This is a genomic window from Rhodospirillales bacterium, assembly GCA_016699855.1.
Taxonomy (GTDB): Bacteria; Pseudomonadota; Alphaproteobacteria; order Reyranellales; family Reyranellaceae.
Window position 1 is genome coordinate 4,095,163 of the sequence record CP064988.1, and the last position, 25,565, is coordinate 4,120,727.

The window sequence follows — 25,565 nt, forward strand, 5'->3', positions numbered from 1 at the left end:
CGGGCGCCGCTCACTTGAAGAACGCCGCGATCTTCCCCGCCGCGAGGTCGGGCGCCTCGACATGCGGGAAGTGGCCGGCGAACTCCGCGAACTCCAGACGGTAGTCGGTGAAGAATTCGTGCAGCCGGTCGGTCCATGCCGCGCGCAGGATCGGATCGCGCCGGCCCCACAGGAAGCGGCTACGTGTCGCGATCGGCGGCGGGGTCGGTCCCGCGCCGGCCATGATCGCCAGGCGCGCGCGGTTGATCGAGCGGTACCAGTTGAAGCCGCCCTGCAGGTTGCCGGGCTTCATGAAGTTGTCGACCCAGGTCTCGAGTTCGCCGTCGAACGCGCCCTTGTCGTGCGCCCAGTGGCGCAGGAAGTGGCCGATATAGGTGCGGCACGACCCGCGCGAGGCGCCGACCAGCGCCGCCGCCCAGGGCTGCTGGTTGAACGACTGGTACCAGACCTCGTTGATCTGCGCGCCCTGCGCCCAGCGTGCGCCGATGCCGGGGTAGGGGCAGTCGAAGAAGAACAGGCCCGACAGGCGCTCCGGCCAGCGCCGCGCGAATTCCTGCGCCGCGAAGGCGCCGACATCGTGCGAGACCAGCCCGACGCGGTCGAGGCCGAGCGCGTCGAGCAGCGCGTGGAGATCGGTGGCGAGGATGTCCGGCGCGCAATCCTCGGCGGGTCCCGGCGAGGTCTTCTCGCTGTCGCCGAAGCCGCGCCATTCCGGCGCGATCGTCGTGAAGCGGTCCGACAACCGGTCCATCAGCGGCCGCCACGTCCGCCAGAACTCCGGCCAGCCGTGCAGGAACACCAGGGGCGCGCCCGAACCGCGCGACACGACGTGGTGGCGGACGCCATTGGCGGTGACGAAGCGGCTGTCGTAACCGGCGGGGATCGTCATCGCGTCAACCCGGATCGATCAAGGTGACGCGGAAATCGTTGACGTTGGTGCGCGTCGGGCCGGTGACCACCGAATCGCCCAGCGCCTGGAAGAAGCCGTGGCCGTCGTTGTCCTCCAGGCGCGCCCTCGGATCGATCCCGACGGCGCGGGCGCGCGCCAGCGTGTCGGGCCCGATCATCGCGCCGGCGATCTCCTCGGCGCCGTCGACGCCGTCGGTGTCGGCCGCCAGCGACCAGGCGCCGGGCAGCCCGTCGAGCTCCAGCGCCAGCGCCAGCAGGTATTCGACGTCGCGCCCGCCGCGCCCGCCGCCTTGACCTCGACCGTGGTCTCGCCGCCGGAGATCACGGCCAGCCGCCGGCCCTCCGTGGCGCGCCGGCGGATCAACGCGGCGTGCTCCGCCGCCAGCGCGCGCGACAATCCCTCGAGCCGGTCGCCGAGGATCACCGGCGCGTAGCCGCGCGCCCGCGCGGACCCGGCCGCCGCCTCCAACGCGCGCATCGGCGTCATGATCACGACCGCGTCGCGCGGATCGAAGCGCGGATCGCCGGGCTTCGGCGTCTCCGCGATCCGTCCGGCGGCGCCGTCCGCGAGCCGGCGTCGGATCGACTCCGGCGCCGCGATGCCGTGCTTGGCGAGGATCGCGATCGCGTCGGCGAAGGTCGTGGCGTCGGGCACGGTCGGGCCCGAGGCGATCACGCCGGGATCGTCGCCCGGCACGTCGGAGATCATGTAGGTCGCGACCCGCGCCGGGCGCGCCGCCAGCCCGAGCATGCCGCCCTTGATCGCCGACATGTGCTTGCGCACCGCGTTGATCTCGCCGATCGGCACGCTCTTGCGCAGCAGGTCGCGGGTCAGCGCCTGCTTGTCCGCGATCGGCACGCCCTCGGCCGGCCAGGTCAGCAGCGCCGAGCCGCCTCCGGAGACCAGGCAGATCACCAGATCGTCGGCCGTCAGGCCGCCAACCATCTCGAGGATGCGTCCCGCCGCCGCGCGGCCGCGCTCGTCCGGCACGGGATGGCGCGCCTCGACGCATTCGATCCGCCGCAGCGGCAGGCCGTGGCGCTCGCGGGTGACGACGAGCCCGGAGAGATCGCCGGCCCAAAGATCCTCGACCGTCCGCGCCATCGCCGCCGCCGCCTTGCCGGCGCCGATCACGATCGTGCGGCCGCGCGGTGGCGCCAGCGCCGCGATATGCGGCGCCAGGCATTCGCCGGCGCTTGCGGCCGACACGGCGGTGTCGAACAGCGCGCGCAACTGGGCGAAGGCGGTGTCGCGGTCCATGGGATCCGGCGCGGGAGGAGGGCGGAGGGCTGCCGACGCCATACGCCATCCCGACTCGACTGTCATCCCGCCGCCGCGATTGGCGTCGTCGGCGGTTCCTCGGTAGGGTCCGGGGTCGGACGCGCGCCCGCGCCGACGCCGTACGGGGTCCGACGCGATGCGGTTGCCATCGGCCATCCTGCTCCTGACCGTCCTGTCCGCGCCGGCCGCCGCGCGCGCCGGGACGACCACGGCACGGCCGTGGGGCGACGGCCGCGACGGCGCCTGCGCCCACGCCAACGTCGCCGACACGACCGTGGTCGGCGCCCGGCGTTTCGAGGCGAGGCCCGAGCATTTCGGCTGCGCCGGCGGCCACGCGCACACCGCCCCGGTCGGCCGCTCACCCGCCAACGCGACCGGGCTGCGCGACATGCTCGGCAACGTCCGGGAATGGGTCGCCAACTGCTGGAATCCCAGCTACGCCGGTGCGCCCGCCGACGCGGACGCGCGCCACGACGGCGACTGCGCCAGGCGCGCCGTGCGCGGTGGCGGCTGGTTCACCAATCCCGCGCTCGTGCGCCCGGCCAACCGCTTCGGGGTCGACATCGCCGACCGCGACAGCGACATGGGCTTCCGCGTCGCGCGGGTCGACTAGCGGCCGGCGTCGCGTCCGCTCCCGACACTCCATCGACCGATCGAGATGCCGCATCCCCTGTTGAGTCCGGACGATCCGCCGCCCTTCACCACCAAAGGCGCCGTCGGCCGCCGCCCGTTGCTGCTGCTGTGCGACCACGCCTCGAACGCGGTGCCGCGCTCGCTGGACGGCCTCGGGTTGCCGGCGACCGAGCTCGGCCGCCACATCGGCTGGGACATCGGCGCGCTCGACATCGCGCGCCGCCTCTCCGACCGCCTCGACGCGCCGTTGGTGGCGTCGGGCTATTCGCGGCTGGTGATCGACTGCAACCGCTGGCCCGGCGGCGAGGGCTCGACGCCGGAGGTCAGCGACGGCACCCGCGTGCCGGGCAACGCCGCGCTCGCGCCCGCCGACGTCGAGGCGCGCGCCGCGGCGTGTTTCCGGCCTTACCACGACGAGGTCGAGCGCCGCATCGCGGACTTCGCCGCGGCGGGCGTGAAGCCGGCGTTGTTCGTGGTCCACACCTTCACGCCCGTCATGAACGGCGCGCAGCGGCCGTGGCATCTCGGCGTGCTGTGGCGCGAGGATCCGCGGCTGGCCGTGCCGTTGCTGCGCGAACTGCGGAGGCTGCCGGACACGTTCACCGGCGACAACGAGCCGTACTCGGCGCGCGATCCCTACGAGTACACGCTGACCGCGCACGCCGACGGCCACGGCCTGCCGCATTGCTCGATCGAGGTGCGCCAGGATCTGGTCGCGACCCGCGCCGACGCCGAGAGGTGGGCGGAGCGCATCGCGCCGGCGCTGGCGGCGGCGGTCGACGAGGCGGTGGGGTAGCGCGGCGGCGGGACGACGGGGAATCTACATGCTGTTCATGGTGATCGAGCGTTTCCGCGACGACGACATGGTGCCGGTCTACGAGCGCGTGCGCGACGTGGGGCGCGCGCTGCCGGAGGGGCTGGAATACGTCGATAGCTGGATCGAACCGAATTTCTCGCGCTGCTTCCAGCTCATGCGTTGCGACGACCTGCGGCTGTTCCAGGAATGGGCGCTGCGGTGGCGCGGCACCGGCGCGACGTTCGAGATCGTGCCGGTCGTGCCCAGCAAGGACACCCAGGACGTGGTCGCGCCGTACCTTGCCGCCCGGAAGCCGGATTGACGCGCCCGGCCCGCCGGCCTATCGCATAAGGATCGATGGCCCCCGAAAGGGGCTTGAGGGAACGCCGTGAGGCCCGTGAGGGCCGAATCGGCGGCTGTGCCCGCAGCTGTGAGCGGCGAGCGCAGGTCCATCGCGCCACTGGGTTTCGACCCGGGAAGGCGGACCTGTCGCGACGACCCGTGAGCCAGAAGACCTGCCGTCGATAGCGTCGTCTTCCCCCGGACGGGAACATCCGATGGGACGGTCATCCGCACGATGACGCGCCAACGCGTATGTCGTCGCAGGAGGACCGTCCCGTGAAGCCCCGTTCCATCGACCGCTGTCCCGTACCGCGCCGTCTCGCCATCGCCGCCGCCGGCCTGGCCATCTCCGTCGCGCCGGCGCTGGCGCAGGCCCCGCCGCCGCAATCGGCGGCCGCGCCGGTGACCACGCTGCCCGACACCGTGATCGCGGCCGACCGCATCGAGGTGCCGGCGTCGCAGGTCAACGCCAGCGTCACCGTCGTCACCGCCGCCGAGATCGAGCGCCGCCAGTTCCGCACGCTCAACGACGTGCTGCGCGCGGTGCCCGGCGTGACCGTGTCGCAGTCCGGTGGCGCCGGGAAGATGACGACGGTGTTCACGCGCGGCGCCAACGGCAACCACACGCTGGTGCTGATCGACGGCGTGCGCGCCGGCGATCCCGGCAGCATCAACGGCGCGCCGAACTTCGCGCACTTCATGCTCGACAACGTCGAGCGCGTCGAGGTGGTGCGCGGGCCGATGAGCACGCTCTACGGCTCCGACGCGATCGGCGGCGTGATCAACGTCGTCACCAAGCGCGGCAAGGGCGCGCCGAGCGCGACGGCGTTCGCCGAGACGGGGACGCGCGGCACGGTCGACGGCGGCGCGGCGCTGCAGGGCGCCGCCGGCCGGTTCGACTACAACGTGGCCGTCGTCGCCGCCTCGACCCGGGGGCAGACGGCGACGCCGCCGAGGTTCTCGCCGGGCATCAAGAACGAGCCCGACGGCTACTGGAACGTCGCGCTGAACGCCCGGCTCGGCGTCGCGCTGGCCGAGAATTTCCATCTGTCGTCGTTCACGCGCGCGGGCGTGGCGCGCAACGAGTACGACGCCTTCCCGAGCGAGGACCCGAACCTGCGCGAGAAGGCGAAGCAGGTCTCGCAGCGCCTGCAGGGCGACCTCGAGCTGTTCGACGGCCGCTGGAAGCAGACGCTGGGCCTGTCGTTCCTGCAGGTCACGCGCCGCGACACCGACGGCGAGGACCCGGTGAACTTCACGCCGTTCGCGCCCGATTCGCGCAACCGCGGCCGCCGCTGGCAGCTCGACTGGAAGAACGACCTGCGCGTCGACGACATGCTCGGGGCGGTGTTCGGGATCGACGCCGAACGCACCAGCCTGCGCGGCCGCAACACCTACAATTTCGGCTTCCCCTCGACCGCCGTCGACAAGTCGGTCGGCACCGTCGGCGGCTACGTCAACCTGCGCTGGATGCCGGTGGACGGCACCACGCTGACGGCCGGCGGCCGGCTCGAGGACAACAGCGCCTTCGGCACGGCGGCGACGTTCCGCGTCGGCGGCGCGCACGAGTTCAAGTCGAGCGGCACGCGGGTGCGCGCCTCCTACGGCACGGCGTTCAAGGCGCCCAGCCTCGACCAGCTCTACTACGACTTTCCCGCGTTCGGATTCTTCGCCAATCCGAACCTGAAGCCGGAGCGCAGCCGCGGCGGCGAGATCGGTGTCGACCAGAGCCTCCTCGGCGAGCGCCTGAAGCTCGGCGCCACCGTCTTCCACACCGACATCCGCAACCTGATCGCGTCGGCGCCGTGCGGCGCGTTCTGCACCACGCTGGTGAACGCCCGCCGGGCGCGCAGCCAGGGCGTCGAGACCTACGTCGAGTTCCGGCCGTGGTCGGATTTCACGATCCGCCTCGACTACACCTTCACCAACGCCATCGACCGCACCGCCTCCGAGTCCCTGCTGCGCCGTCCGCGCCACGCGTTCGACGTGACCGCGACGTGGACGCCGATCGAGCGCCTGACGCTCGGCGCCGAGTTCAAGCACCGCGGCGGCAACGTGGACCGCGATTTCACCGCGTTTCCCTCGCCGATCGTCCATCTCGAGGCGTACAGCCTCGTGCGTGTGACCGCGTCCTACGACGTGACCGAGGCCGTGCAGGTGTTCGGCCGCGTCGAGAACCTGTTCGACAAGCGCTACGAGGAGCCGTTCGCCTTCCAGGCGCCCAAGCTCGCCGCCTTCGCGGGCGCCCGCTTCCGCTTCTAGCGGCGGCGCCCGCGCGTACGCCGCGCGCGTAACGGGCGACCCGTCGTCCCGAGCGCGGCGAGGGATCCAGGCGCCGTCGCTGCATCCCCCCGCCGCGCTCGGGATGCCAGGAGTGATGGACCGCGCTGGCGCACCGGTCCGGCCGCCCTGGCCACGCCCCGCGCCGCCGTTGCGTCGGCCGTGCCGGAATGGGACCATGCGCGCCCGTTCCGAACGCGCCACGCATGGACCCGCACCTCCGCACCGACCGCGTCGCCACGCCGTCGCCGCTCGCCGCCGGCGATCTGCTGGCGCGCCATCTCGCCGATCCGCGCGCCGGCTGGAGCGTCGGCGTGTGGGGCGGCATCGCCGAGTTCCAGTACGACGAGGGCGAGGCGGTGACGTTCATCGATGGCGGCCGCGGCGCGGTGACCGCCCGCGGCGGCATCCGGCTGGCGCGCGATGTGGCGCCGCGCGCGCTGGAGCTGCGCCGGACCGGGTCCGACCACGTCGACGAGATCGCGTTCTGCGTGGCGGCGGACGCCGCCGCGGGCGGCGCCACGACCGTCGTCGAGCTCGGCCCCGATGCGGACGCGCTCGATCCGGCGGCGCGCGGCGACATCCTGTTCGATCTCGGACTCGGCGCGGCGCATGTGTCGGGCGGCGTGCGCGTGCGCGCGGGCGACGCGGCGCTGCTGGCGGCGCTGCGCGCGGGCCGCGGTCGCGCCATCCTCGATCCCGCCAATCCCGCCGGCGCGGCGGTCGTCGCCGCCAGCCCCGCGCGCGTGTTCCGCTCGCCCGTGGCGCGCATCGAGGTCTACCAGCCGATCCCGCCGGCCGACGGTCGCGCGCCGCAGGGCCCGCACACGCATCTGCTGCCGGCGCTGCTGCGCGAGCGTCGCGCGCACGCGCCGGACTCGCCGATCCCCGAGGGCTGGCTCTGCGCGCTCAGCCTCTATCCGCGCACGCGCATCTGACCGATCGCGCTACTGCCGGTGCAGCCGCACCGTGAAGCCGGTGGCGCGCTCGCGGGTGATGCCCTGCTCGGGCAGGTGGATGTTGGTCTCGCCGCTGCACTGCGCGACCTTGTCGGCGCCCTGCACGCACACCAGCCGGTCCTGGGTCCATTGCGCGCCGTCGCTGCACGTCGAGTCGGCGTCGACGATCAGCAGCTTGCCGCCCTCGTAGCGCGCCGTCGCCGGCGCCTCGCAGGTCGAGCCGCTCGACCAGTGGAAGGTCAGCTTGCCCTTGCCCTTTTCGTCGAAGCAGTAGGTGTGCGCGCCGGGATTGTGCCGCGGCGTGTAGCGGAACGAATCGCCGCGCCAGCAACCCTTGAGGAACGACATGTCCTGCGTCGGCTTGTCGGGCAGGCGCAGCATGCCGTCCGGCTTGGTCGCGGCGGTGGCCGGCGGCGCCGGCGCGCGCGGCGGCGCGGCGGGCGCCACGCATTGCGCGCGGCGCTTCTGGAGGTCGTCGCGCAGCGACGCCAGGATGGCGCGCAGCCGCGCGTCCTCGGCGCGCGCCCGTTCCATGTCGCGGTTCAATCCGGCGGTCGGATCCGGCGCCGCCGCGCCCGCGACGACGATCGTCATCGGCGACATCTGGCGCAGCACCCACGCCAGAAATAGCCCGAGCAGGAAGGCCAGCAGCCACACCAGCAGCATGCGCAGCCACGGAAACGGCGTCGCCGCGATGGCGGCGGCGCCCGCCGCGGCCGGCGCCGCCGCCGGCATGCCCATGAACGGCGCCGGCGCGAAGGGCGGGGGCACGGCCGGCGCCGCGGCCGCGGCGGGCGCGCCCGCCACGCCCGGCAGAAACGCCGCCGGCAGCACGGCGCCGGCCGCGCCGGTCTCGTAGCCCCAGCACACCACCACCGGCTGGTCGCCGACCATGAACAGATATTCGTCGGCCGGCCGCGTGGCGGCCATGCGCAGCGAACGACCGGCCAGGCGGGCGTCCTCGCCGCTGCCGGCCTCCAGCGTGGCGCCCAGCTTGTCGATATCGGCCATCAGCCGGTCGATGTCGGCGCGCACCGCGTCGCGCTCGTGCGGCGGCAGCTCGGCCAGCGCCCGGACCGGACCCTCGGCGTCGCTGTACCAGTCGATGCGGCCGCCCAGCGCGTGCGGCTCCGGCTCGGCCAGCACGCGGTGGTGCCGCTCGCCGAGACGGCGGCGCACGACGCCGCGGATCTGCTCCTGCGCGTGGTGCAGCGGCTCGCCCCGGACGCCGAGCGGGCGCAGGCCGGTCAGGGTGGTGCGGACGAGGGTCGTACCGGGCATCGCGAGGAAGGTCCGCCGCTGGGAGCGATCACGGCAGAATGCGCCGCGCCGGCCCCGCCGTTAAGCGCCGGCGGCGTCGGTCCCCGGCTCAGTCCGTTCCGCCACCGCCGCGGACCGTCGCGATCGCGACGGCCGCCGTCGCCATCGTCAGCATGCCGGTGACGACGATCAGCGCCGTCGACGCGGAGACCACGGTCAGCGTCGCGCTCGCGATGATGACGCCGGTCGCGTTCGCGGTGCGCAGCAGGGCGAAGACCTCCGGACGCCGGTGCGGTGGCGCCAGCTTGTCGAGGACGAGCGAGTAGTGGGTGCCCAACGGCGCCAGCACCGAACCGATCAACACGGCGCCGGCGACGGTCGCGGCGGCGGACAGATCGAGCGCGCCGAGCGCGGCGCCCGACGTCGCGACGCCGAGCTGGGCCAGCACCGTCCGCCTTCCCGCCATCCGGTTGCGCACGCTGGTCCAGATCCCGCCGGCCACCGAGGCCACGCACAGCGGCACGGTGAAGAGGATCGCGAGCGCCGGTTCGTGCCCGAAGCGCAGCGCCAGCGCGACGGCGCCGACCTCGATGGCCGCGACGGCGGCGCCGCTCGACGCCGCGCACATCAGCCACAGCAGGATCGAACGGTCGAGCGCCGTGCCGCCGGCCCGTCGCGCCATGTCGACCTGCGCGGCGCCGGTGTCCGGGACCAGGAGCGCCGGGAGGGCGCCGATGGCCACGAGCGCGAGGACCGCGAAAACCGGCGAGACGGTGCCCAGGCCCGAGGCCGCCACCGGCGCCAGCACGAAGGTCAGCTCGTTGAGCGTGGCGGCGATGCCGAGCGCCCGGGGCAGCCGCGACGCCGGCGCCAGCCGGCTGAGCACCGCGCGCAGATATCCGAAGGCCGCGCCGTTGACCGATCCGGCGACGGCGGCCGACACGACGAGCCAGGCGAACGACGCTTCGTACGCGATCATCGGGACGATGGACGCCAGGGCCAGCGTCCGGATGGCGATCAACAGCCGCAGGAACGCCGTCGGCGGCAGGTGCGCGCCGAGCCGCACGATCGGCACCGCGCCCGCCACCTGCGCCAGCGTCATCGCCAGCATCATGGCGGCGCCGCCGCGGGTGTCGCCGGTCATGCTCAACGCGACCAGCGCGAAGGCGACAGGCCCCGCCGCCTGCGGCACGCCGAATGTCGCCGAGGAGACGTACCAGCGGAGCAGCGGCCACCGGCCGGCCGGATCCCCGGGCCGGTTCGGGCTTCTGATCATGCCGCGCATGATGCGGACGCGCGCACCGTGCCACAAGCGGCGCGCGGCCGCCGGTCCTCCGCGGGGCTATCGGTTGTGCGGCGTTCTCTTCCCTTCTCCTCCGTCTTCGGGGGGGAGAAGGTGCCCGAAGGGCGGATGAGGGGTTTTCGCTGTCCAGGCTCTTTGGCAGGCGCACGCCGGCGCGACGATCACGTCCAACCGTACCACCGCGCCCCTCATCCGGCGCTGCGCGCCACCTTCTCCCCCGAGGACGCGGGAGAAGGGAGGAGAATACGGAAGATCAGATGCCCCGCCCGCCTACTGCGGGCAGTTGAGCGAGTAGCTCCACTCCGTGCCGCGCTGCGGGCCGATCATCTCGACCGTGACGGAATAGTCGCCGCCGACCGGCACGAAGTTGAACGACAACCCGCCGGTGAAGCTGACCATCCGGTTGGTGCTCGCGACCAGCTGACCCCGGTAGTAGACGTTCATCTGGTCGGGCTGGACCTTCATGTTGTAGCGGATCGTCACCAGGCCGGGCTTGTCGCCGACATAGTGGCGGTTGCGCGTCACGCCCTGGCCGCCGCTGGCGGTCTCGGCGTTGCACGGCAGCATGCCCGGCGGCGGCCGCGTGACCGGCGGCGCGGCCGGCGGCGGCGGCGGTGGTGGCGGCTTGGGCGGGTCGGGTTTGCGCTCGGCGACGACCGGCGGCTTGGGCGGGTCGGGCTTGCGCTCGGCCACCGGCGGCGGCTTGGGCGGCTCGGGCGGTTTCGGCGGCTCCGGCGGTTTGCACAGCGCGCGGCGCGTCTCGAACTCCTCGCGCAGGCCCGCGAGAATGGCGCGCAGCCGGCCTTCCTCGGCCTGCGCCGCGCCGATATCGGCCTGGATGCGCACGCGCGGATCGGGCGGCGCTTCCGGCGGCGGCGGGGCCGGCGGCACCGGCAGGGTCGCGATCTGGAGATCGGGCGGTACCGGCAGCAGGTGGCGCAGACCCCACGCGGCGGCCAGCAGCAGCAGGATGCTGGCCAGACCGATGAGCAGCGCCAGCAGCCATGGAAACGGCGCGCGCCGCGCCGTGGCCGCCGCCGCGACCGGACCGGCCGCCATCGGCGCCCCCGCGAACCCCCCCATGCCGGCGCCGGCGCCCAGCGGCGCGGCCTCGGCGGGCAGGGCTGCCGGTGTCGCCAGCGACGGCAGGAAGGATTTCGGCAGCACCGCGCCGACATGCTCGGCGTCGTAGCCCCAGCAGATCAGCAGCGGCTGGTCGTCGAGCTTGTGGAGATAGGCGTCGTCCTTGGGCCGCGCCGCCGCCAGCCGCAGCGATTTGCCGGCCAGCCGCGCGTCCTCGCCCGGCGCCGCCTCGAGCTGGCGGCCGAGCTTGTCGATGTCGGCCAGCATGCCGTCGATCTCGGTCCGCAGCGCGTCGCGTTCGGCCTCCGGCATGTCCGGCGCCGCCCGGACCACGCCGGCGTCGGCGGTGGTGCCGGGCACGTACCAGTCGATGCGGTCGGTCTCGGGATGCGATTCGGGCTCGGCCAGCAGGGTGGCGTGCTTCGCGCCGAGCCGGCGCCGCACCACGTCGCGCAGCTGCACGTGGGTGTTGTGCAACGCCTCGCCGCGCACCCCCAGCGGGCCGGCGCCCATCCGGGTCGTCGCGATCTTGGTGCCACCGGCGGCCATCTTGCCCTTCGTCTCCGCGCTCCGGCGTCAAGCATGCGGGGCGAGCCGCCATCGCGCAAGCCGGCCGCGCGACCTTGGAAGGGTGGCCGAGCATTGCGGCGAGTCGAGGGCGCGCGCCGGACGTTTTCGCGACGCGCCGCAGTCGGCGTCCGCGCGGCCTACTGTCCGACGCGGTGCAGCGCCACGTTCCAGCGCTCGGTGCGGTTCTCGCCGCGGCAGTCGGCGACGCCGCCGGCGCCGGGGGTGCAGTCCAGCCGGTCCTGCGCCCACGAGCCGCGCGGGTTGCAGGTGGTGTCGGCGTCGACGATGCGCAGCGCGCCGCCGCCGGCGTAGCGCGCGGTGGCCGGGGCGCGGCACACCGTGCCGTCGACGAAGCGGAATTCCATCGTGCCGCGGCCGTTGGCGTCGAAGCAGTACAGCGCGAAGCCGGCCGGCACGCGCGGACCGTGCTTGAACGTGTCGGTGCGCCAGCAGCCCTGCAGGAACGAGTAGTCGTTGGTCGGCGCCTTGGGCATGCGCATGCGGTCGTCCGGCGGCTTGGGCGGCTCCGGCGGCTTCGGCGGCGGCTCGGGTTTCTTCTCCGCCACGACCGGTGGCTTGGGCGGCGGCTCCGGCTTTTTCTCGACCACCGGAGGCGGTTTGGGCGGTTCCGGCGGCTTCGGTGGCGCCGGCGGCTTGCACATCGCCGTCTTCCGCGCGATCTCGTCGCGCAGCGACGCGAGGGTCGCGCGCATGCGGCGCTCCTCCTCCATCGCGCCCTCGAGCGCTTTGGTGAGCCCCGGCGTGGGATCGGGCGGCGCGGGCGCGGCTGGCGGCGCGGGGGGCACGGGCAGCAGCGTGGCGGTCAACTCCGGCGGCACGGGCAGGAAATGGCGCAGCAGCCAGGCGCCGCCGAGCGTGATGAGGATCGCCAGCAACCCCGCCAGCAGCGCCAGCAGCCACGGGAACGGTCGTGCCGCCACGGCAGCGGCGCCCCCACCGGCGAGGACGGGCGCGGCGCCGAACGGGGCCGCCGACGGCGCCATCGCGCCCGGCAGGGTCGCCGGCGCGGCGCCGGGGGCGAACGCGCCGGGCAGCACGGCGCCGGCCGCCTCGACGTCGTAGCCCCAGCACACCGCCACCGGTTGCTCGCCGACGAGGAACAGGTGGTCGTCGCCCGGCCGCTTGGCCGCCAGCCGCAGCGAGCGGCCGGCGAGCTGGGCGTCATGGGTGGTGCCGGCCTCCATGGCCGCGCCGAGCGCGTCGATCGAGGCCAGCAGCGCGTCGATCTCGGCCGCGACCCGCGCGCGCTCGTCGGCCGGCAGGTCGACCAGCGCCCGCACCGGGCCCTCGGCCTCGCTGTACCAGTCGATGCGGCCGCCGGTGGCGTGGGTCTGCGGCTCGGCCAGCAGCAGGTAGGCGCGCTCGCCCAGCCGCCGGCGCACCACGGCGCGCAGCTGCGCCTGGGCGTGGTGCAGCGGCTCGCCGCGCACGCCCAGCGGGCGGACACCGGTCAATGTGGTGCGGACGAGCGTCGCGCCGGCCATCAGCCGCCTCGTTGGATGTCGCGGATGCCACGGGGATACGGCGTCCGCGCCGGGTCCATCCCCGGCGGCGCCAATCTACCGTCGGGATTGTGGCGCGGGGCGGGCGGAGGCCCGTCCAATCGCGCGGCGGTCCGCCGCCGCCGCCGGTCTTGATCTCGGGTCCGGCGCGTGCATTCGTTGCCGGGTCATGATCGAAATACTGGTGACCGTCGGGCTGATCGCCCTCAACGGCCTGTTCTCGCTGTCCGAACTGGCGGTGATCTCCTCCCGCCGCGCCCGGCTCAAGCCGCTGGCCGACCGCGGCAACGCCGGCGCCAAGGCGGCGCTGGCGCTGGCCGCCGACCCCGGCCGTTTCCTGTCGACCGTGCAGATCGGCATCACCCTGGTCGGCATCCTGGCCGGCGCCTTCTCCGGCGCGACGCTGGGCGGGCAGCTGGCCGACATCCTGGCGGGCCACGGGCTGCGGCGCGAGATCGCCGAGCCGCTGGGCTTCGGCATCGTGGTCGCCATCGTCACCTACCTCTCGGTCGTGGTCGGCGAGCTGGTGCCGAAGCGGCTGGCGCTGCGCTCGCCGGAGCGCATCGCGATCTTCGTGGCGCGGCCGATGGCGCTGCTGTCGCGGATCGCGACGCCGGTGGTGGCGCTGCTCGATCTCTCCTCGGCGTTGATCCTGCGCGTCACCGGCGCGCCGGCCGCCGACTCCAAGACGGTGACCGAGGAGGAGATCAAGTCGCTGATCGCCGAGGGCGAGTCGGCCGGCGTGGTCAAGCCCGGCGAGCGGCGCATGATCGGCGGCGTCATGCGGCTGGCCGACCGCGGCGTGCGCGCCGTCATGACGCCGCGCCACGACGTCGAGTGGATCGACGTCGGCGCCGCCGACTCCGCCATCATCGACGCCATCCGCGCCTCGGACCGCACCTGGCTGCTGGCCTGCGACGGCAATCCCGACAACGTCGTGGGCGTGCTGCGCGCGCGCCGCGTGCTGCAGGACCGGCTCGACGGCCACGGCACGCCGGTGCGCGAGCTGATGGTCCAGCCGGTGCCGCTGCCCGAGACGCTCAACGCGCTGCAGGCGCTGGACCGGCTATCGGAGTCGCGCCACGGCTTCGGGCTGGTGATCGACGAGTACGGCCACTACGAGGGCATCGTCACCCGCGCCGACGCGCTGCGCGCCATCCGCGGCGACCATCCCGGCGAGGTCGAGGACGCGCCGATGGTGGTGCGCCGCGAGGACGGCTCGTTCCTCGTCGACGCCGCCCTGCCGCTCGACGCGCTGGCCGACGCGGTGCCGATCTTCCTGCCGCCCGACGCCGACTACCACACCGTCGCGGGGCTGGTGCTGCACGAGATGCGCCGCGTGCCGGCCGCCGGCGACGTCGTGCTGGTCGGCGGCTGGCGCGTCGAGGTGCTCGACATGGACGGCCGGCGCATCGACAAGATCCTGATGAGCCGGGTGGGGTAGGGGGACATTCGCGGGAACGCCGATTCCGGCGTCGCGCGAATCGCGGCGGGGCGATTCGGGACGCCCGTTCCACCGGCATCGGATCGATTTTGGCGCGTCCCGCGGCGGCCCGATTTGGGATTTGTATATTGTATTTTGTATACAATATGCAAAACGGCCGTTTCAGGCCGAATTTCCCTTATCGGAGGCCGGAAAACACTGATTCTCGTTTCCGGAAGCCGCGTGTGGCGTCCGGCCTGCAGAACGGCATTTTCATCTCGCCGCCGGTCGCGGAATTTGCCGTTTTGCAGGCCTGAGCCACTACGCAACGCTTCGTCATATCTCCCAGCAGTTCGCTTCGCGAATTGCCTTCGCGACGACCGGCCCAAAGTATCTAGGACGCGATCCCGGGGGTTGCGGAGTGACAACCGAGGGCTGCGGAGCAACAATACGCATAGGGTCCCTTTGGTTCAGGCCCACCCACGCGTCACAGGCGTACGCGGAGCCGCTCTTCTGAAGCAAAAACACGTCCTGTGGCGCGCTCCAACCCACAACTACATAACCTTGCTGAATCAGCTCTTTTGCTTTGGTCTGATTGAGCGGAGTGGGCGGCGGTGCCGGTATAGGTCCAGCCGGAGCTGGGGTAGTCGACTGCTGCGCCAGAGCCGATGAACTCAAGACGATCAGACAAATAGCCGTCACGGTCAGTCGATACATGGTCCTCTCCCTTCGCGCCGCTTGACTGGGTCAGGCTGACCCCAAGGCCGGGCTAGTGCCGGGTGGGCTTTCTCCGGGCCTTGTTGCGGGCGACGAGCTTCCGGCGCCGTTCGATCTCGCGGATCGCCCGATCCAGGGCCAGGGCGATCACATGCGCGCCGGTGAACTCGTCGGTGCGGAAGGCCGGCCAGATGGCGGACGTCGGGGACCCCCACAGCGGCCGATCCTCGATCGGCTCGGGCGGTCCCTCGCCGCCCCAGAAATCCGACCATTCCGCGGCGCGGTGGTCGGAGTGCTGGACCGGCGGCCCCGTGCGCAGGAACGGCGGCACGGGCCAGCGCGACCGGTCCCAGCCGACGCTCCTGCCGATCACCGGCCAGGGCCGGCGGATCAGGTCGATGCCGTCAAACCGGATGATCTCGATGGCGTCGTCCGGGCGCAGCGCGGCGACCGCGTCGAGCGACGGGACGTCGGCATGCGCGGTCGCGAAGAAGTATCCCATCATCGCCGTCGCGTCCGGCGCGACGCGGGCGATCAGCGCCGGCGCGTGGCGGCGGTCCGGCGGGGGACCGAGCGGCACCGCCACCCACGTCCCTTCGACATACGGATGGACCGGCGCGCCGGCGTGGAGACGGTTCATCAGGACGGCCTCGGGGTGTCCCGGGCCCGCGTAGCCGTCGCCGGGCGGCTCGGTCACGAGGTAGGGCAGCGGCACGCGGCGCCGTGCCGGACCGACACCGGTGCCGGCGGGATCGAACGCCCACGCCCATAGGGCCGCCTCGTCGAACCGTACCGGCGGCGCGAGATGCGTCGGCACCTTGTGCCAGCCCGCCGGCCGTCCGACGAAGGGCCACTCTCCGGAGCGTAGGCGCGAGTCGTCGCAGGCGAAGGTCCGCAGCGCCTGCCGCGGCCGCATGCCCGCGAGATCGAGATGGGTGGGCATTCCGTCGAGGACGGCGGCGAAGATGGCGACGACCATCGTGCGCTCGGCCGACGACGCCGCGAGGACGATCCCGGGGGCGTACCGTCCGCGTCCCAGCGGTACCGCGAAGGCGTCGCCGATCCGGGGCGCGTGCGGCAGCGGCGCGTCCGGCGGCGATCCCGGCCCCGCCACGAGGGCGCGCGGCGGCATGGCGGCGAGGATGCCGGCGATCGCCGTCTCGATGGTCGCGCCCGCCCAGGCGCCGGGCCGCTCCAACGGGTCGCGCTTCAATTCGACGCTCAGCGACTCGACCACGCGCCACAGATCGTCCGGGTCGTGGTCGACGCGCCGCGCCCACCACGCGCCGGGCGACCAGGACATGAACGGCGGCAGCGGCCAGCCCTCCCGGCGCCAATCGGCGCGACGGCCGATGACGGGCCATTCCCCGGCCTTCAGCGCGCGGTTCGAGACGATGTGCGTGGACACCGCCTCCCCCGGCGAGGTGAAGGGGATGTCGGACAGCGCCGGAACGCCGGACCACCGCCCCGCGAAGAAATGCGCGACGACGTGGGGCTTGGCGCGCGGCGCGCGCACGAGCATGCCGACCGTCCACTCGCCGGGCGCGAGCGGCACGGCGAACCAGTCGCCGTCGTCGAACTTTCGCCGCCGCGTGGTCACGGGACGGGTGCGTCGGGGAGGGGGGAGGTCGCCGGTGACATGGCCTCATGGTATCGCGATCTGGCCGGGGCCGCGAAATGGCGTCCACCGTAGTGCCCCGAACCGTCAAATTCGCTGATATTTCGGCCCGATCTTGCTACACCTCGATGCGCTAGCTGAGTGGACAGCGGTAAGAGTGGCTCATATCTGCGCCTGGGCGGGCCAATGAAATTCAAGCAGCGCACCCTCGAAGCAATTGCCAACATGATCTGCGGTGACGACAAGAATGGGATGCTCCCATTCTTCGGCTACCGCAGCAGCAGCTTCCTCACGCAATTCTTCGCTGACTGCGATACGGATTATCGACACGATGGAACGACCCGTTTCTGGTGGGTCACGCTCACGCTCGAGAAAATCCTCAACGAGCCGCACCCTAACGCCACGACGCCTCCGAGTACGTTTAGCCGGGTTGTCGCGACGCTGATGGACCAGGAGGATGCCAAGGACGAGCTGCATGATCGACCGGGCGCCTTGGCAAAACTCAACGCCGAGCTCAAGCGCGAGGGCTTTGAAGCGTTCTACGGCCCAGACCGGAAGTGCTACCTCCGGCATGTCGCGACGAACACCATCGCTATGGCGTCACCGAACCCGCACCGACCATTCTCGGCTGCGGAAATGGAGAAGCGCGAGCGACTCGGCGCGTATCTCGACCAATGTTCGGAAGATGACCTTATCGGCGAAGTGCTGCTGCCCCTGTTCCGGCAGCTTGGCTTCCATCGAATCTCGGCCGCCGACCATGAGGACAAGGCGCTCGAATACGGCAAGGACATATGGATGCGGTTCACACTGCCGACGCAGCACATCCTCTACTTCGGCATCCAGGCGAAAAAGGGAAAACTCGATGCGGCGGGTGTGAGCCGCAGCTCGAATGCCAATATCGCGGAGATCCTCAATCAAGCGACCATGATGCTCGGGCATGAGATCTTCGATCCGGAGCCCGGCCGCCGCGTCTTGGTCGACCATGCGTTCATTGTCGCCGGCGGCGAGATCACGAAGGCCGCGAAGAACTGGCTCGGGAACAAACTCGATGCATCGAAGCGCAGTCAGGTCATGTTCATGGAACGCGACGACATCTTGAACCTCTACGTCGTCACAAACCTCCCTTTGCCGGGCGAAGCGCCGCGACCGAAGCCATCAGCTGATGACGAAATCCCATTTTGAACGGAAAGAGCGGAGCAATTGGTCAGCGGGTCTGTCGTAAACGACGTTTATGGGAGCTTTCGGTCATAATACAATCGGGTCAGGCCTGCAGAACGGCTCTATTGGCGTGCGGACGATCATCGAGTTTGCCATTTTGCAGACCTTGCCCCGCTACGCTACCACATTGGTCTGTAACGTCGTCACTCCGACCGAGCCAAGAGGCCCGGTCGGAGCGAGCAGCTCAGCGCTGCGCGTGCTTCCATTTCACGTCCGTCGATTTCGACGCGCACAAGCCCATCTTCAACCAAAGGCGCGAGGTCGCGTGCGGCGAAGCGTGACAGTAGCTGGGCGGAGACATAGAAATCGTGCCAACGCCCGGCTCTCACGGCCTTGTCCGTAAATCCCCTGGTCCCTTTGAAGCTCGCAGCTCGCTGAATCGCGAACTGCACGATCCAGCGAGTCCGCGTCGGGTGGTCTTGATCGACTACCTTAACCCAAACGTGGTGGTGCCTGCGCTTCGGCACGACCATGCTGTGAACGTGAGGGTTGCCCTTAAGAATATGAATAGTTGCCATGACGTACCCCTTTCGCGGGATGCGTCCTCGATTAAATAAGGTTGGGGCTGGGAGGACGCACAGGCAACCGACAACCTTCGCATCGATCGTGATGCGAACCGTTGGTCGGTCCCCGTTTTCTCGGGGATTCAAGCCTAGTGCCGGGTCTTGCTTTCATCCGACTTCAAGTCGGATGCGCCCTCCGTGCTTGTACTTGGTGTCGATCGCTATTTTTGCAAGGTGCGGGGCTACGCGTCTTTGGGCATCCTTCCCCCTAAAGCGCCTTCGCCCAGTCGCGCAGCACGAATTTCTGCACCTTGCCGGTGCTGGTCTTGGGCAGGTCGCGGAACACCACGGTGCGCGGGATCTTGAAGCCGGCCATGCTGGCGCGGCAATGGGCGATGATCTCCTCGGCGGTGGCGCTGGCGCCGGGCTTGAGCACGACGAAGGCGCAGGGCGTCTCGCCCCATTTCGCGTCGGGCCGGCCGACCACGGCGGCCTCGAGCACGGCGGGGTGCTGGTACAGCGCGCCCTCGACCTCGATGGTCGAGATGTTCTCGCCGCCTGAAATGATGATGTCCTTGGAGCGGTCGCGCAGCTCGATGTAGCCGTCGGGATGCGCCACGCCGAGATCGCCGGAGTGGAACCAGCCGCCCTCGAACGCCTCCCTCGTGGCGGCGGGGTTCTTCAGGTAGCCCTTCATCACCAGATTGCCGCGGAAGAACACCTCGCCCATCGTGGCGCCGTCGCGCGGCACCGGCAGCAGCGTCGCGGGATCGAGCACGGCGACGGCGTCCTCGGCGGCGTAGCGCACGCCTTGGCGCGCCTTGATGCGGGCGCGCTCGTCGCTGGGCAGTTCGTCCCACTCGTCGCGCCAGGCGCAGATCGTGGCCGGGCCATAGACCTCGGTCAGGCCGTAGACATGCGTGATGTGGAAGCCCTGCTTCTCGACGGCCTCCAGCACGGCGGCCGGCGGCGGGGCCGCGGCGGTCATGAACTGCACGGTGCGCGCCAGCCTGCGGCGCTCGGAATCGGCGGCGTTGATGATGAAGCCGAGGATGATCGGCGCGCCGCACATGTGCGTCACGTCCTCGTCGGCCAGCGCGTCGAAGATGTTCTTCGCGGCGACCTTGCGCAGGCAGACGCTGGTGCCGGCGACCAGCGCCAGGGTCCACGGGAAGCACCAGCCGTTGCAGTGGAACATCGGCAGCGTCCACAGGTAGCGCGGGTGCATGCCCATCGCCCATTGCGTGGCGTTGCCGTAGGCCGACAGCGTGGCGCCGCGGTGGTGGAACACCACGCCCTTGGGATTGCCCGTCGTGCCCGAGGTGTAGTTGAGCGCGATGGCGTTCCACTCGTCGGTGGGATAGCGCCACTCGTAGTCGGGATCGCCGCCGGCGATGAAGTCCTCGTAGGTGGTCGCGCCGACCGGCGCGCCGCTCTCGGCGGCGGGATCGTCGATGTCGATCACCAGCGGCTTGACCTTGGCCAGCGCCAGCGCGTCGGCGGCGACGCGGTGGTACTCGCGGTCGACGATCAGAACTTTCGTCTCGCTGTGGTCGAGGATGAAGGCGATCATCGCGGCGTCGAGCCGGGTGTTGAGCGCGTTGATCACCGCGCCGCACATCGGCACGCCGAAATGCGCCTCGTAGATCTCCGGGATGTTGGGCGCCATCACCGCGACCGTGTCGCCCACGCCGATGCCGGCCTTCTCCAGCGCCGAGGCCAGCCGACGGCAGCGCGCGTAGGTGTCGGCCCAAGTGTAGCGCCGCGCGCCGTGCACGATGCTGGGCCGGTCCGGATAGACGCTGGCGGTGCGCTCGAGGAACTGCAGCGGCGTCAGCGCGGCGAAATTGGCGGCGTTCTTGTCGAGGTCGCGCTCGAAGATGTTGGGATTGGGCGCGGCGCCGGAGCGTCCCGCCACCGGCCGCGGCGCGGGATTGCGCGCGACCGAGGGCCGCGCCTTGACCGGCCGGCGTCCGGCCAGCGCCCGCGACGCCACCAGCGCGCGCTTGCCGGCTGATGCGGCGATCGGCTTGGCGGCGGGCTTCGGCGCCGGCTTCGCGGCGGGTCTCGGCGCCGTCTTCGCGGCGGCGACGCGTTTGGCGGACGCGGATTTCGGCGTCGGCTTCGCGGCGACGACGCCTCTGGCGGCGACCTGCTGCGGTGCGGGTTTCGTCGGCGCCGATCTTTTCGGGGCGGGATTCTTCGGCGCTGACGTCTTCGGCGCGGCCTTCCTGAGCGCGGGCTTGCGCGCCGCTGCGGGCGTCGCCTTCGCGGCGGATTTGCGTTTGACGGGGGCCTTCGCCGGCTTCTTCGCGACCTTGGCGGTCGATCCGCGCGCGGCGCCCGTCGCCGCCGTGCCGCCGCGTCCGCTTTTGCCGCCCGCCTTGCGCTTCGCCATCTCACCCACTCCGCGTCCGGTCCACCGCGGCCGCGAATTTCGCACATCGCGGCGGCGCCGTCCAGCGCCGCCGGGGCGGCTGGCGTGTCTTCCTCCCTCTCCGCCCGCTTGCGGGGGAGAGGGAAGGGGCCCATGCGAAGCATGGGAAGGGTGAGGTGGGTCGTCGTGACAGCGAGGCGTTCGATATGGACGTCCGTCGCCCTTCCATCCGCACCGACACGGATACGGCGACCACCTCACCCTCCCACGCCTTCGGCGCGGGCCCCTCCCTCTCCCCCACTTCGTGGCGGAGAGGGAAGAAAGGCGCGCCGCTACTCCAGCTTGAGGTCGAGGTCCTTGATGAGCTTGGCGAAGTAGGCGGTGTCGTCGGACACCTGCTTGGCGAACACCTCGGTCGGCTGGTGGTGGACGGCCTGGGCCACCAGCGCCAGCTTGTCCTTGACGTCGGGCATCGCCGCGATGCGGCCGAGCTCGGTCGAGAGCTTGGCGACGATCGCCGGCGGCATGCCTTTGGGCCCGAACAGGCCGAACCAGCTGCGATCGCGGAAATCCTGGATGTCGAGGCCCAGCTCGCGGGCGGTCGGCGTGTCGGGGATGTCGGGCAGCCGCGCGCTGGTCGCGGCCAGCATGGCGCGCACCTTGCCGGCCTTGGCCTGCGGCAGGAACGAGGGGTCGAACACCATGTGGATGCGGCCCGCCATCACGTCGCCGACCGCGTCGACGATGGTCTTGTAGGGCGCGTGCTGCATCTTGATGCCGGCGACGCTGGTCAGCACCTCGCCGGTGAGATGCGTGATGGTGCCCAGCCCGGACGAGCCGAACCAGAACTTGCCGGGGTTGGCCTTGGCCAGCGCCACGAACTCCGGCCACGTCCTCACGCCCAGCTCGTTGGTGACGTAGACCACCAGCAGCGGCGTCGACAGCCGCGCCACCGGCATCAGGGCGGCGGGATCGTAGGGCACCTTCCGCACGGTGGGCGTGATCGACATGATCGCGGTCGGCGACAGCAGGTAGGTGTAGCCGTCGGCCGGCGCGGCCGCGACCATCTGCGCGCCGACGCCGCCCGAGGCGCCGGGCTTGTTCTCGATCACGACCTGCTGGCCGAAGGCCTGCGTCAGCTTCTCGCCGTAGATGCGCAGCACCTGGTCGGCCGAGCCGCCGGGGCCGTAGGGCACGATCATGCGGACCGGCTTCTCCGGCCACGCCGCCTGGGCGCGGGCGCCGGCGGCGGACGAGAGCAGGGCGAGGCCGCCCAGGGCGCGGTGCGACGACGTATCATCCGGTTTCCTCCGATGGCGGCCTTGGCGGCGGCTTCGCGCGGATGCTATCGCGGCCGCCGCCGGCGGTGGAAGGGGCGCGACAGCACGGCAGTTGCCCCGGCCGCGCCGCGGCTCGTAAATGAGGGCAACGAACACGCGGAACGAGGGAACGACCATGGCCGCAGGCGACATCTACCGGGCGCTGCACGCGCGCTCGCTCGCCGATCCCGAGGGTTTCTGGCTGGAGCAGGCGCGGGAGATCGCGTGGACCAAGGCGCCGACGCGGGCGCTGGACCCGTCGCGGGCGCCGTTCTACCGCTGGTTCCCCGACGGCGAGCTCAACACCTGCCACAACGCGCTGGACCGCCATGTCGAGGCCGGCCACGGCGCGCGCAAGGCGCTGATCTACGACTCGCCGGTCACCGGGACCCAGCGGACCTACAGCTACGCCGAGCTGCGCGACGCCGTGGCCGAGCTGGCCGGCGCGATCGCGGCGCTGGGCGTGGGCAAGGGCGACCGCGTCATCATCTACATGCCGATGGTGGCCGAGGCGGCGATGGCGATGCTGGCCTGCGCCCGGCTCGGCGCCGTCCACTCCGTCGTGTTCGGCGGCTTCGCGGCCAACGAGCTGGCGACCCGCATCGACGATTGCGCGCCGAAGCTGATCATGGCGGCGTCCTGCGGCATCGAGCCGGGCCGCATCGTCGCCTACAAGCCGCTGCTCGACCAGGCGATCGCGCTGGCGGCGCACAAGGTGCCGAAGGTGCTGATGCTGCGGCGGCCGCAGGCCGAAGCGGCGATGACCGAGGGCCGCGACGTCGACTGGGCGACGTTCGTGCCGGGCAAGCCCAAGGCCGCCTGCGTGCCGGTCAAGGCGACCGATCCGCTGTACATCCTCTACACCTCGGGCACGACCGGGCAGCCCAAGGGCGTGGTGCGCGACAACGGCGGCTACTGCGTGGCGCTGCAATGGTCGATGCCCAACCTCTACGGCGTGAAGCCCGGCGAGGTCTGGTGGTGCGCCTCGGACGTGGGCTGGGTCGTCGGCCACAGCTACATCGTCTACGGCCCGCTGATCCACGGCGCCACCAGCGTGCTGTACGAGGGCAAGCCGGTCGGCACGCCCGACGCGGGCGCGTTCTGGCGCGTGATCGCCGAGCACGGCGCGGTGGCGCTGTTCACCGCGCCGACCGCGTTCCGCGCCATCAAGAAGGAGGACCCGCAGGGCACCTTCGTGAAGAAATACGATCTGTCGAAATTCCGCACCCTGTTCCTCGCCGGCGAGCGCGGCGATCCGCCGACCATCGAATGGGCGCAGGGCCTGCTGGGCGTGCCCGTCATCGACCATTGGTGGCAGACCGAGACCGGCTGGCCGATCTGCGGCAATTTCCAGGGGCTCGACCCGATGCCGGTGAAGCTGGGCTCGACGGCGGTGCCGTCGCCGGGCTGGAAGATCGAGGTGCTGGACGAGCGCGGCCATCCCGTGAAGGCCAACGAGATCGGCGCGCTGGTGGCGAAGCTGCCGATGCCGCCGGGCGCGCTGCCGACCTTGTGGAACGCCGACGAGCGCTTCCGGCAGGCCTACCTCGCGGAGTACCCCGGCTACTACAAGAGCGGCGACGCGGGCTTCATCGACGAGGACGGCTACGTCTCGGTGATGACGCGGGTCGACGACGTCATCAACGTCGCCGGCCACCGGCTCTCGACCGGGCAGATGGAGGAGGTGCTGGGCGCCCATCCCGACGTCGCGGAATGCGCGGTGATCGGCGTCGCCGACGAGCTCAAGGGCCAGGTGCCGCTGGGCTTCCTCGTGCTCAAGGCCGGCACCGGACGGCCCGACGCCGAGATCGTCGCCGACGTGGTCAAGATGGTGCGCGAGCGCATCGGGCCGGTGGCGTTCTTCAAATCGGCCGTCGTCGTGCCGCGGCTGCCCAAGACGCGCTCCGGCAAGATCCTGCGCGGCACCATGCAGAAGGTCGCCGACTCGCAGGAGTTCAAGACGCCGGCCACGATCGACGACCCGATGATCCTCGGCGAGATCCGCGAGGCGCTGCGCCCGATCGGCTACGCGAAGGCGTAGGGGGGAGCGGACCGGCCGAGGTGGCGCCGCGTCATTCCCGGCGCTTGCGACCGTCATCCCGAGCGCCGCGAGGGATCTTCCTTTTGCCAAAAGATCCCTCGCGGCGCTCGGGATGACGGGAGGAACGTCGCGCGCATGAACCTCCGCATTGTGTCGATGCGTGTATGTGGGGCTTGGAGCCACACCCGCGACATCGGCTTCCGGAGTCTCGTCGCTATTTCCGGCTCCGCTGTCATCCCGAGCGCAGCGAGCAACCGTGGTCGAAGTCAAGCGGCGAGGCGGGGCGTCCACGGGATGTCGTCGCGGATCATGGCGTTGAGGGTGACGACGATCTTTCGGGCGCAGGCCATGCAGACGAGCTGGAAGGGCTTGCCGTCGGCGCGGAGCCGCTCGGCGAAGGCCTTGATGTCGGGGTTGAAGCGCATGGCGTTGAGGGCGGCCATGTGGAGGACCTCGACGAGACCGTCGCGGCCGCCGCGGACGGTGGCGCGGGCGCGGCCGGCGCCGCTCCTGCGGTCGGCGGGGGCGGTGCCGGCGAGATGGGCGGCCTGCCGGCGGGTCAGGGAGCCGAGCTCGGGCAGCACGGCGAGCACGCTGGCGGCGAGCACCGGGCCGACGCCGCACATCGAGCGCATGAGGGAGGCCTTGCGGCGGCATTCGCCGTCGGCCTCGATCGCGGCGGCGATGTCGGCGTCGAGGGCCTTGAGGCGGCCCTCCAGGCCGGCGCGGTGCGCGAGGACGAGTTCGCGCAACGCCGGCTCGCGCAGGTGCTCGAGCTGGTTGCGTGCGTCGTCGACGGCCTTGCGCAGCATCGCGCGCACGCGCAGGAACTCGGCCAGGCGGCGCCCCGGGCGGCCGGCGGACGACGCCGGCCTCGGGAAGTGCCGGGTGAAGAGGGCGATCACCCGGGCGTCGATCGGATCGGTCTTGGCCAGCACGCCGGCGGCCTCGGCGAAGCGCCGCACGCGGCGCGGGTTGAGCAGGTGGATCCGCCAGTCGCCGTCGGCGAGGCCGTCCAGCACCTCCTGCTCGTACCCGCCGCTGGCCTCCAAGGCGATGTCCGTGACGCCCGCCTCCCGGCAGCGCCCGCGCAGCGCCGCCAGGCCGCGCCCGTCGCGCGGCACCACGAAGGCGCCGCCATCCGGCATGACGACGTCGAGCTTCGCCTTGCTGACGTCGATGCCGGCCACTGCTATCGTCGTGTCCATCTTCGTGACCCCATCTTGCATGCGGTTTGCGACCAGCCAACCGTTCGGGCTTTGCGAAGAAGGCGACGCGCGCACCATGCTCGCTGTCGGGGTCCCTGGGGGCCGCCGGATATCCGTCGGGCTACGCGCCGCCGACGCGCGCCGGGGGTGGCCACCCCCGGCGCGCGTCACCGCCACTCTGGCATCGCCAGCGAGGCGGAA

At 71.7% G+C, this 25,565-nt stretch carries 17 protein-coding genes, 1 pseudogene and 1 riboswitch; of the genes and pseudogenes, 8 read left to right on the forward strand and 10 right to left on the reverse strand.

The window, feature by feature from the left end; genetic code table 11:
• Window positions 1–10 precede the first annotated feature (10 nt).
• The gene (locus IPK81_19350; GenBank protein QQS11697.1) at window positions 11–889 is read right to left on the reverse strand and encodes an alpha/beta hydrolase; all 879 of its coding nucleotides are present in this window, start codon (window positions 887–889) and stop codon (window positions 11–13) included.
• Between the two features lie 4 nt (window positions 890–893).
• A pseudogene (locus tag IPK81_19355) lies at window positions 894–2,170 on the reverse strand (glycerate kinase).
• 157 nt (window positions 2,171–2,327) lie between these two features.
• Here IPK81_19355 and IPK81_19360 point away from each other — a divergent pair.
• From IPK81_19360 to IPK81_19380, 5 genes are all read left to right on the forward strand, one after another.
• Window positions 2,328–2,804, forward strand: a complete 477-nt coding sequence (locus IPK81_19360) for an SUMF1/EgtB/PvdO family nonheme iron enzyme (GenBank protein ID QQS11698.1) — start codon at window positions 2,328–2,330, stop codon at window positions 2,802–2,804.
• Between the two features lie 45 nt (window positions 2,805–2,849).
• Window positions 2,850–3,620: an N-formylglutamate amidohydrolase gene (locus IPK81_19365; GenBank protein ID QQS11699.1), complete on the forward strand. Its 771-nt coding sequence runs from the start codon at window positions 2,850–2,852 to the stop codon at window positions 3,618–3,620.
• A 28-nt stretch (window positions 3,621–3,648) separates the two neighbouring features.
• Window positions 3,649–3,942, forward strand: coding sequence for a DUF3303 family protein (locus IPK81_19370; GenBank protein ID QQS11700.1), 294 nt, complete (start codon window positions 3,649–3,651; stop codon window positions 3,940–3,942).
• 19 nt (window positions 3,943–3,961) lie between these two features.
• A riboswitch (cobalamin riboswitch) is annotated at window positions 3,962–4,158 on the forward strand.
• Between the two features lie 80 nt (window positions 4,159–4,238).
• Window positions 4,239–6,224: a TonB-dependent receptor gene (locus IPK81_19375; protein ID QQS11701.1), complete on the forward strand. Its 1,986-nt coding sequence runs from the start codon at window positions 4,239–4,241 to the stop codon at window positions 6,222–6,224.
• 224 nt (window positions 6,225–6,448) lie between these two features.
• Window positions 6,449–7,180, forward strand: coding sequence for a hypothetical protein (locus IPK81_19380; GenBank protein QQS11702.1), 732 nt, complete (start codon window positions 6,449–6,451; stop codon window positions 7,178–7,180).
• A gap of 9 nt (window positions 7,181–7,189) precedes the next feature.
• Here IPK81_19380 and IPK81_19385 read toward each other — a convergent pair whose 3' ends face one another.
• The 4 genes from IPK81_19385 to IPK81_19400 form a co-directional block, all read right to left on the reverse strand.
• Window positions 7,190–8,482, reverse strand: a complete 1,293-nt coding sequence (locus IPK81_19385) for a hypothetical protein (protein ID QQS11703.1) — start codon at window positions 8,480–8,482, stop codon at window positions 7,190–7,192.
• 88 nt (window positions 8,483–8,570) lie between these two features.
• Complete coding sequence (locus tag IPK81_19390) at window positions 8,571–9,746, reverse strand: MFS transporter (protein QQS11704.1); 1,176 nt, start codon at window positions 9,744–9,746, stop codon at window positions 8,571–8,573.
• Window positions 9,747–10,034: 288 nt separating this feature from the next.
• Window positions 10,035–11,396, reverse strand: coding sequence for a hypothetical protein (locus IPK81_19395; GenBank protein QQS11705.1), 1,362 nt, complete (start codon window positions 11,394–11,396; stop codon window positions 10,035–10,037).
• 158 nt (window positions 11,397–11,554) lie between these two features.
• A complete protein-coding gene (locus IPK81_19400; protein QQS11706.1) occupies window positions 11,555–12,922 on the reverse strand; it encodes a hypothetical protein in 1,368 nt (455 codons plus the stop codon).
• 187 nt (window positions 12,923–13,109) lie between these two features.
• On the opposite strand from IPK81_19400, the gene IPK81_19405 reads away from it, so the two are divergent.
• Window positions 13,110–14,384 (forward strand): HlyC/CorC family transporter, encoded by a 1,275-nt coding sequence (locus IPK81_19405; GenBank protein QQS11707.1) that lies wholly within the window; start codon window positions 13,110–13,112, stop codon window positions 14,382–14,384.
• 748 nt (window positions 14,385–15,132) lie between these two features.
• Here IPK81_19405 and IPK81_19410 read toward each other — a convergent pair.
• Window positions 15,133–16,680 (reverse strand): hypothetical protein, encoded by a 1,548-nt coding sequence (locus tag IPK81_19410; GenBank protein QQS11708.1) that lies wholly within the window; start codon window positions 16,678–16,680, stop codon window positions 15,133–15,135.
• 204 nt (window positions 16,681–16,884) lie between these two features.
• On the opposite strand from IPK81_19410, the gene IPK81_19415 reads away from it, so the two are divergent.
• Window positions 16,885–17,880, forward strand: a complete 996-nt coding sequence (locus IPK81_19415; GenBank protein QQS11709.1) for a hypothetical protein — start codon at window positions 16,885–16,887, stop codon at window positions 17,878–17,880.
• A gap of 807 nt (window positions 17,881–18,687) precedes the next feature.
• On the opposite strand, the gene IPK81_19420 is transcribed toward IPK81_19415, so the two are convergent.
• Both IPK81_19420 and IPK81_19425 read right to left on the reverse strand, forming a co-directional pair.
• The gene (locus IPK81_19420) at window positions 18,688–20,817 is read right to left on the reverse strand and encodes an AMP-binding protein (GenBank protein QQS11710.1); all 2,130 of its coding nucleotides are present in this window, start codon (window positions 20,815–20,817) and stop codon (window positions 18,688–18,690) included.
• Between the two features lie 311 nt (window positions 20,818–21,128).
• Window positions 21,129–21,998, reverse strand: coding sequence for a tripartite tricarboxylate transporter substrate binding protein (locus IPK81_19425; protein QQS11711.1), 870 nt, complete (start codon window positions 21,996–21,998; stop codon window positions 21,129–21,131).
• A gap of 253 nt (window positions 21,999–22,251) precedes the next feature.
• Here IPK81_19425 and IPK81_19430 point away from each other — a divergent pair, with 253 nt between their 5' ends.
• On the forward strand, window positions 22,252–24,156 hold the full coding sequence (locus IPK81_19430) for a propionyl-CoA synthetase (GenBank protein ID QQS11712.1): 1,905 nt from the start codon (window positions 22,252–22,254) through the stop codon (window positions 24,154–24,156).
• A 266-nt stretch (window positions 24,157–24,422) separates the two neighbouring features.
• Here the strand turns inward: IPK81_19430 and IPK81_19435 are convergent, their stop codons facing one another.
• The gene (locus tag IPK81_19435) at window positions 24,423–25,385 is read right to left on the reverse strand and encodes an IS110 family transposase (protein QQS11713.1); all 963 of its coding nucleotides are present in this window, start codon (window positions 25,383–25,385) and stop codon (window positions 24,423–24,425) included.
• Between the last annotated feature and the right edge of the window lie 180 nt (window positions 25,386–25,565).